This window comes from Bradyrhizobium sp. 23 (assembly GCF_023073295.1).
In the GTDB taxonomy this organism is placed as follows: domain Bacteria; phylum Pseudomonadota; class Alphaproteobacteria; order Rhizobiales; family Xanthobacteraceae; genus Bradyrhizobium; species Bradyrhizobium canariense_D.
In genome coordinates this window covers 754,272-762,341 of sequence record NZ_JADPJF010000151.1, presented here as the reverse complement: position 1 = coordinate 762,341, position 8,070 = coordinate 754,272, and the positions used below count along the sequence as shown (strand labels likewise).

Below are 8,070 nucleotides of genomic sequence, written 5' to 3'. Positions count from 1 at the left end.
TGCAACCTCTCGACAACCCGTTCGGCACGAGGCTGTCACCCATGTCTTAGGTACGTTCCGTTACCCATGTCTTCGGGCCGGACACGGATGATGTTGGCGGAGAGGGAGGGATTCGAACCCCCGATAGGCTTGCACCTATGCCGCATTTCGAGTGCGGTGCATTCGACCACTCTGCCACCTCTCCTGAAGGCGCCAAGTAAGGAGCATGGCCCCTGTGGTTCGGGCGTTAATAGGCGAGGATGGCGGGCCAGACAAGGCTTGCGAGGGCGAAAATCGGGCCGGTTTTCCGGCTGGACCCACGATGTCACGGTGATGATCGGGGGCGATCGCGGATTTCGGCGGCGGTTTGCGCGGGAATGGGCCTGAGCCGTTCGCCACTGACCCGGCGCGAGCCCGATGCGGCACGTCGGTGCCGAATCACTGGTACCCGCAAAAGGCGGGGTGGGACCGCCAGACGCGGTAAACACTGGCGGTCCCGGTGCCGCTCATTGAAATACTGGCTGGGAAGGGCGGCTTCGCCGGCCAGGTGAGGCGACGGTTTCGACCGTAGCGTGCGGGCGGTGCACCGCAACGCAATCCGGTCCTTAACCTAACCAGTCAAGGTTACTCCTTGTCGGACTTGGCCTTTTTCTTCCCGTTCTCCGTAGAATCGCGGTCTTTGTCTTTGTCCTTGCCGTTGTCCTTGCGGCGGTTGGTGAAGCGGGCATTGCCGAGGCCGGTGCCGATGGTGAGCACGCCCCAGCGATCGACGTCCTGCATGAACGGCACCTCGGAGAGGCCCTGAACCACGCCGTCATTGTGCATCAGGATCGCGGTGTCGTGCTCGCCGATCTGCGGAATGCCCTCGAGCAGGCTCGCCGGCAGGTTGAACTTGCTGCTCTCCCAATTGCCCGGCAGGTTCTGTGCGCCTTTCTCGATGGAGCCGTCCGCGTTGATCACGCCGGGACAGGCGATGCCGATGAACGGCGCCAGCTTGTAGCCTTCCTTCTCGGCCTCGGTGATCAGCCCCTTCAGCATCTTCGTCAGCCGCTTCACCGCGCCTTCGCGCGTCGGCTCGTCGTCGGCATGACGCCACAGCTCGGACTTCACGACCTTGGCTTTCGACAGGTCTTTTGCCTTTTTCCAGCTGGTCTCAACCAGGCCGCAGCGGATGTTGGTGCCGCCGATATCGACGGCGAGGATGCTGTCATGGGCCTCGAAGATCCACGACGGCGCCAAATGCAGCGCGCCGATCAGGCCGGCCTCGTCGGGATGATGGCGGATCGGCAGCATGTCGATCTTGAAGCCCTCGGCGATGAGGATAATCTCGGTGCGCGCGATCGCGAGCTCGCCGAGCCGGGAATCGCGAAAACCGCCGCCGACCACGATGCGCTCGGTCTTGGCCCAGGCCTTGGACTTGAGGAAGCGGCGGGTGACGTAAGCGAGCTCCTGGGCGAAGTCCTCGATGGCGCTATGCACCACCGCCCAGGCCTCGGTGTCGTCGCCGACCAGGATGGCGTCCAGCGTCTTCTTGCTGATCTCGTCCGACGGCTCCTTGCCGAACGGGTCCTCGCCGGACTTGCGCAGCGGCTTGCGCCAGCGCTCGAGGATCTCGCGGAACGCGCCCTTGCTGGCGCGGTCGCCGATGAAGCCATCCTCGTCCTTCATCTCGATGTTGAAGCTGTCGATATCCACCGACGGCAGCCGCTCCGCGCCGTGATGAGCGATGCCCGTCGTCGTCTTGACCAGCTCGTCTGTTGCCATGGTAAGCCCCTTGCCCGTGTGACTGAATTCGCCGGGACAACGGCGGGGGAACCTGTTGGTTGCGGCGCGGTCCGAAATTCGCCTGCGGGCCGGATCGGGCCCAAATGCTTCAAATCCGGCCGTTTTCGCCGGCTTTTCCTTGACTCCGGGGGATCAGCGGCTATAAATCCCGCAACCGGCGCGGGGCGTTTCTCGCGCCGCTTGTTTTTACGTGGGTTTTCAAAGGGATAACTCCCGCCCGCACAAAACTCGCATAAACCCATAACGACTGACAAAAAGCCGGCCCCGACAATATGTCGCGAGGCCGGGAATGAACACGAAGGAAAACAACGATGTTCGCAGTCATCAAAACCGGCGGCCGGCAGTACCGCGTCGTTCCGGATGATGTCCTGGAAGTAGGCAAGATCGAAGGCGAAGTCGGCTCGATCGTGCAGCTCAATGAAGTTCTCCTGGTCGGCGGCGACACGCCGATCCTGGGTCTGCCCACGGTCGCCGGCGCGTCCGTTGCGGTCGAGGTGCTCGACCACAAGCGCGGTCCCAAGGTCATCGCTTTCAAGAAGCGCCGCCGCAAGAATTCGCGCCGCAAGCGCGGCTATCGCGACGAGATCACCGTGCTGCGCATCTCGGAGATCCTGACGGACGGCGCCAAGCCCACCAAGGGGCCGCGTCCGAAGCGGGAGAAGGTCGCCAAGCCAGAGACCACGACCGAAGAGGCCGCCGCATAATTTGATCACGCGCCGTCACGAAGTGATGCGTGAGAAATTGTGAAATGATTCCGTCAAGGAATTGATCTAGAAATACGTAGAATTTCGGAGACGAGCCATGGCTCACAAAAAAGCAGGCGGTTCATCGCGCAACGGTCGCGATTCCAAGGGCAAGCGCCTCGGTATCAAGGCGTTCGGCGGGGAAGTTGTGATTCCCGGCAACATCATTGCGCGTCAGCGCGGCACCACCTGGCATCCCGGCCTTAATGTCGGCATGGGCACGGACCACACCTTGTTCGCCAAGATCGAGGGCCGCGTAACGTTCCAGGCCAAAGCCAACGGCCGCACCTTCATCTCGGTGCTCCCGCTCGCAGAGGCGGCTGAATAGACGGTGGATCAAATTTGGAGTCCGCCGGGTCCCAGACCGAACCGGCGGAGTCCTTGAGATCACAGATCGAAGGCTCCAGGGGAGGCGGGAAACCGGCCTCCCCTTTCGTTTGCGTGCTCACTTTTCACTTTAGTGACTTCGACGGAGCCGGACATGTTGCAGGATTTTTCGAGCGTGACCTTGCGGGAGGCGAGACCCAGCGTCGTCGCCACCGAGCGGCTGACCTTGCGGCGGCCGACCCTCGCCGATGTCAGGACCATCGCCCTCCTCGCCAACGACCGTCGCGTCGCCGAAAACACAAGGCGCCTCCCGCATCCCTATTCGCAGGACGACGCCATCGCCTTCATCCGCGCCAGCGCCCTGCCCGGCAGCGAGACGGTGTTCCTGATCGAGCATGACAGCGGCCCCATCGGCATGGTCGGCATCGACCGCTCGACGCCCGACAACCCCGAGCTCGGCTATTGGCTCGGCGTCGAGCATTGGGGCCGGGGCTTTGCCACCGAGGCCGCACGCGGCGCGATCGACTTCTTCTTCGAGGAGTTCGAGGACGATCATCTCTATGCAGGCGCGCGCGTCACCAACCCGGCCTCGCGCAACGTGCTGGAGAAGTGCGGCTTCCAGTGGAGCGGCGTCCAGCTGCATCGCTTCCTGGCGCTGGGCTCGTCCACGCCCGTCGACTGCTTCCGTCTCTCGCGCGGCGTGTGGGCGTCGCTGAAGAGCTGGAGCAGCGCGCGAAGGGTGAGGTAGGGCGGAGGCGGCTCAAACTGTCGTCCTGGTGAAAGCCAGGACGACGCTCGAATTTATTCCGCTGTAATCACGCTGGCGGATTCACATCCGCGTCCCTGCGTCCGAGATCGCGCTCACGCAGATAAATATAGAACCCGGCGGCGATGATGATGGCGGCGCCGACGATGGTGGCGATTTCGGGCACGTCGCCGAACACGACGAAGCCGAAGATCACCGCCCAGACGATCATCGAATATTGATAGGGCACGACGACGCTGGCCGGCGCGAGCTTGAGCGAGCGGTTGACGCAGAACAGCGCCGTGACCGAGACGCATCCCGCCAGCGCGAAGATCACGAGGCTGCCCGATGTCGGCGGCACCCAGTGGAACGCCGACAGCACAGCGCCCAGCAAGAACGTGCCGACGAATTGCGACGACGCCATCACGATATCGGGCGTCTTGCGCAGGCTGCGCGTGATCAACATCAGCGTTGCGAAAGAAAGACTGCCGCCAAGCGCGATCAGCGCCGGCAGGCTCACCGTCTGTGCCGAGGGCCGCAGCGCGATCAGGACGCCGCAGAAGCCGATCAGGATCGCCGTCCAGCGCCGCCAGCCGACCTTCTCGCCGAGAAAGATCGCCGACATCGCGGTGACGAAAATGGGCCCGGCGAGATAATAGGTGATGACGTCGGCGAGCGGCAGGTAGACCGTCGCAAGGAAGAAGGCCGCCACTTCCAGCGTCGACAGCACGACGCGAAAGAGCTGGAGACCCGGCCGCTCCAGATGCAGGAACTGGTGACGCTGCCGCCAGACCAACGGCGACAGCAGCAGCAGCGCCGCGCAGGCGCGCAGGAACAGCAGCTGCCCCACCGAATAAGTCCCGACCAGGAACTTGCCCATGGCATCGCCAAACGAGAACATGAAGATCGACAGCACCATGAGCGCAATCCCGGCAAGGCGCGCCGAGCGTTCGTCATAGGCCGATAGATTCTTGAACAGGGGCATCGAGCGCCGTTGTAATGACGCAGGCCGTCACGACAAGCCCGCGTTGGACGAATTGAACGGATTGTCGCACTCTCCGCGTCGCGGTAGCGACAGGTGTCTCACAAGAGAGCCAGGAAAGAGCTTAGCCATGACCGACTTCGACCCGGCCCGGCATCGCATGATCCCCGCGCAACGCTGGTTTGAGGATTTCGTGGTCGGCGAGCGCTTCGTGCTGCCGAGCCGCACGCAGACGACGGCGGTGTTCGCGGCGTTCCAGACCGCGAGCGGCGACACGCATCCGGTGCATTACGACGTGGAGTATTGCCGCAGCCGCGGCATGCCGCATCTGCTCGCCCACGGTTTCCAGACGCTGATCCACACCGCGCCCGGCGCCGGCCTGTTTCCGTTCATGGTCGAGGACTCCCTGGTCGGCTTCCTCGAGCAATCCAGCCGGTTCCTCAAACCTGTCTTCGCCGACGACACAATCTATCCCGCGCTCGAGGTCACCGAGCTGGTGCCGGGACGCTCGACCGGCGTGGTGACGCTCAAAAGCACCGTGTTCAACCAGCGCAAGGAGCTGGTGCTGGAGGGCACGCAGAAATTCCTGATCCGGCGCCGGCCAGCTGGTTAAGCAAGGCCACAAATCGCCGGGTTTCGGCCGATTTGCGGGTCCATCCGGGTTGCCGCGCGGGACCGGCTGGCCTACCTATGGCCCATGAAATTCCTAGACGAAGCAAAGGTCTATATCCGCTCCGGCGACGGCGGAAACGGCTGCGTGGCGTTCCGCCGCGAAAAATTCATTGAATTCGGCGGCCCCTCCGGCGGCAATGGTGGCCGCGGCGGCAATGTCATCATCGAGGTCGCCGACGGGCTGAACACGCTGATCGACTATCGCTACCAGCAGCACTTCAAGGCCCAGAAGGGCGAGAACGGCTCGGGCTCGGACCGCCACGGCGCCAATGGCAAGTCGATCGTGCTGAAGGTCCCCATCGGCACGCAGATCTTCGATGAAGATCGCGAGACCATGATCCACGATTTCACCACTGTCGGCGAAAAGTTCGTGCTGGCCGAGGGCGGCAATGGCGGCTTCGGCAACGCGCATTTCAAGACCTCGACCAATCGCGCGCCGCGCAATGCCAATCCCGGCCAGCCCGGGGAGGAGCGCTGGATCTGGCTGCGGTTGAAGCTGATCGCGGATGCCGGCCTCGTCGGCCTGCCCAATGCCGGCAAATCGACCTTCCTTGCCAAGGTCAGCGCGGCCAAGCCGAAGATCGCCGACTATCCCTTCACCACGCTGCATCCGCAGCTCGGCGTCGTGAATGCCGACGGCCGCGAATTCGTGTTGGCGGACATCCCCGGCCTGATCGAAGGCGCGCATGAAGGCGTCGGTCTCGGCGACCGCTTCCTCGCCCATGTCGAGCGCTGCCGCGTGCTGCTGCATCTCATCGATGCGACCTGCGAGCACGCCGGCAAGGCCTACAAGACGGTGCGAACGGAGCTGGACGCCTATGCCGGGCAGCTCACCGACAAGATCGAGATCGTCGCGCTGAACAAGATCGACGCGATCGAGCCGGACGAGTTGAAGAAGCAGAAGGAGCGGCTGAAGCGCGCCGCCAAGAAGACGCCGCTGCTGCTCTCCGCCGTCACCGGTGACGGCGTGCAGGAAGCGTTGCGCTCTCTTGCGGATGTGATCGGCGAGAGCCCGGTGTCTGCGAAAGCGAAGAGCGCGGCCGAAGCGGAGCCGTGGTCGGTTTGATTTTTCGTCGTCCCGGCGAAGGCCGGGACGACGCTGGAGTGTACGGCCGCAGACGCGTGCATCGCTGATAGCTTGTCTTCGCGCCCTCGATAGCGCAGCATCCCACAATCAAGAAACGGCAGGGATCACGCATGGCGCGCGCGAAGAACGTTCTCTGGATCATGTGCGACCAGCTTCGCTATGACTATCTCGGCTGCACCGGCCATCCCACGCTGAAGACACCGAACATCGACGCCATGGCGAAGCGCGGCGTGCTCTTCAGCAAGGCCTATGTGCAGTCGCCGATCTGCGGCCCCTCGCGGATGTCGTTCTACACCGGGCGCTACATGCGCTCGCACGGCTCGCACTGGAACGGCTGGCCGTTGCGGGTCGGCGAGCCCACCCTCGGCGATCACCTCAAGAAGCTCGGCGTGCGCTACGTGCTGGTCGGCAAGACCCACATGGCGCCCGATCTCGAAGGCATGAAGGCGCTCGGCATCCCGCCGGAATCGATGATCGGCGTGCACGTCGCCGAATGCGGGTTTGAGCCCTATGAGCGTGACGACGGCCTGCATCCCACGGGGCGGCCGCGTCCGAAATACGACGAATATCTGCGCCAGCAGGGCTTTGATGCGCCCAATCCCTGGGAGCATTGGGCCAATTCAGGCGCGGCCGAGGACGGCTCGCTCCAGAACGGCTGGCTGCTCGTGCATGCCGACAAGGCCGCGCGCGTGCCGGACGAGCATTCCGAGACGCCCTACATGACGCGACGCGCCATGGATTTCATCGGCGAGGCCGAGACCGACGGCAGGCCGTGGTGCCTGCATCTGTCCTACATCAAGCCGCACTGGCCCTACATCGCGCCCGAACCCTACGCCAGCATGTATTCGACATCGGACATGATCCCGGTGATCCGCTCCGAGCGCGAGCGGCAGAACCCGCATCCGGTGTTCGGCGCCTATATGGACATGCGCTACTCCCGCAACATGGCGCGCGACGATGCCCGCGAGAAGGTGATCCCGACCTATATGGGCCTGATCACCCAGATCGACGCCCAGATGGGCGTGCTGATGAAGTTCCTGGAGGAGCGCGACCTGCTGGACACCACCATGATCGTGTTCACCTCCGATCACGGCGACTATCTCGGCGATCACTGGATGGGCGAGAAGGATCTGTTCCACGAGCAGTCGGCGAAGATCCCGCTCATCATCATCGATCCCTCGAAGGAGGCGGATGCGACGCGTGGCACGCGCAACGATGCGCTGGTCGAACCCATCGATCTCGCGCCGACCTTCGTCGACTATTTCGGCGGCAAGGTGCCGGGCCATATCCTCGAGGGACGCTCGCTGCTGCCGCTGCTGCGCGGCGAGAGTCCGCCGGATTGGCGCAAGGTGGCGTTCTCCGAATACGACTATGTCATGCAGGACGTGCGGCTGAAGCTGAATCAGCCGATCGAACGCTGTCGCCTGTTCATGGTGTTCGACGGCCGCTGGAAATACATCCACGCCTCAGGCTTCCTCCCGATGCTGTACGACCTCGAAACCGATCCGGAAGAGTTTCTGGATCGCGGCGACGATCCCGAGTGCGCCGGCGTCATCGCTCGACTGCAGGCCGAGCTGTTCGACTGGGCGCTGCATCCCAACGACCACATCACGACGCCGCGCGAGAAAATCGCCGCCTATGCCGACAACCAGCTCCAGGTGAAGGGCGGGATTTTGATCGGTGTTTGGGACGAAGCGGAGCTGGCGTCGATCAAGGACGGGATCGCGCAGCGCGCGAAGCTGTGAGTGAG

The 8,070-nt window shown here is 63.6% G+C and carries 8 protein-coding genes and 1 tRNA gene; 6 read left to right on the top strand and 3 right to left on the bottom strand.

Annotation, left to right across the window (positions count from 1 at the left end):
• Window positions 1-94: 94 nt before the first annotated feature.
• Together IVB32_RS40745 and IVB32_RS40740 are read right to left on the bottom strand one after the other, a co-directional pair.
• Window positions 95-184, bottom strand: a tRNA-Ser gene (locus IVB32_RS40745).
• A gap of 419 nt (window positions 185-603) precedes the next feature.
• Window positions 604-1,743: an ROK family protein gene (locus IVB32_RS40740; RefSeq protein WP_018459864.1), complete on the bottom strand. Its 1,140-nt coding sequence runs from the start codon at window positions 1,741-1,743 to the stop codon at window positions 604-606.
• Between the two features lie 332 nt (window positions 1,744-2,075).
• On the opposite strand from IVB32_RS40740, the gene rplU reads away from it, so the two are divergent.
• The 3 genes from rplU (at window position 2,076) to IVB32_RS40725 (ending at window position 3,582) form a co-directional block, all read left to right on the top strand.
• Window positions 2,076-2,468: a 50S ribosomal protein L21 gene (gene rplU, locus IVB32_RS40735; protein ID WP_007604396.1), complete on the top strand. Its 393-nt coding sequence runs from the start codon at window positions 2,076-2,078 to the stop codon at window positions 2,466-2,468.
• 97 nt (window positions 2,469-2,565) lie between these two features.
• Window positions 2,566-2,835: a 50S ribosomal protein L27 gene (rpmA, locus tag IVB32_RS40730; protein WP_018459863.1), complete on the top strand. Its 270-nt coding sequence runs from the start codon at window positions 2,566-2,568 to the stop codon at window positions 2,833-2,835.
• A gap of 153 nt (window positions 2,836-2,988) precedes the next feature.
• Window positions 2,989-3,582, top strand: a complete 594-nt coding sequence (locus tag IVB32_RS40725; RefSeq protein WP_247372306.1) for a GNAT family N-acetyltransferase — start codon at window positions 2,989-2,991, stop codon at window positions 3,580-3,582.
• A gap of 67 nt (window positions 3,583-3,649) precedes the next feature.
• Here the strand turns inward: IVB32_RS40725 and IVB32_RS40720 are convergent, their stop codons facing one another.
• Window positions 3,650-4,564 (bottom strand): DMT family transporter, encoded by a 915-nt coding sequence (locus IVB32_RS40720; protein ID WP_018459861.1) that lies wholly within the window; start codon window positions 4,562-4,564, stop codon window positions 3,650-3,652.
• Window positions 4,565-4,691: 127 nt separating this feature from the next.
• On the opposite strand from IVB32_RS40720, the gene IVB32_RS40715 reads away from it, so the two are divergent.
• The 3 genes from IVB32_RS40715 to IVB32_RS40705 all read left to right on the top strand — a co-directional run bounded on the left by IVB32_RS40715 (window position 4,692) and on the right by IVB32_RS40705 (window position 8,065).
• Window positions 4,692-5,174 (top strand): MaoC family dehydratase, encoded by a 483-nt coding sequence (locus tag IVB32_RS40715; protein ID WP_018459860.1) that lies wholly within the window; start codon window positions 4,692-4,694, stop codon window positions 5,172-5,174.
• An 84-nt stretch (window positions 5,175-5,258) separates the two neighbouring features.
• Window positions 5,259-6,299, top strand: coding sequence for a GTPase ObgE (obgE, locus tag IVB32_RS40710; RefSeq protein ID WP_018459859.1), 1,041 nt, complete (start codon window positions 5,259-5,261; stop codon window positions 6,297-6,299).
• A 131-nt stretch (window positions 6,300-6,430) separates the two neighbouring features.
• Window positions 6,431-8,065, top strand: coding sequence for an alkaline phosphatase family protein (locus IVB32_RS40705; protein ID WP_247372304.1), 1,635 nt, complete (start codon window positions 6,431-6,433; stop codon window positions 8,063-8,065).
• Window positions 8,066-8,070: the final 5 nt, after the last annotated feature.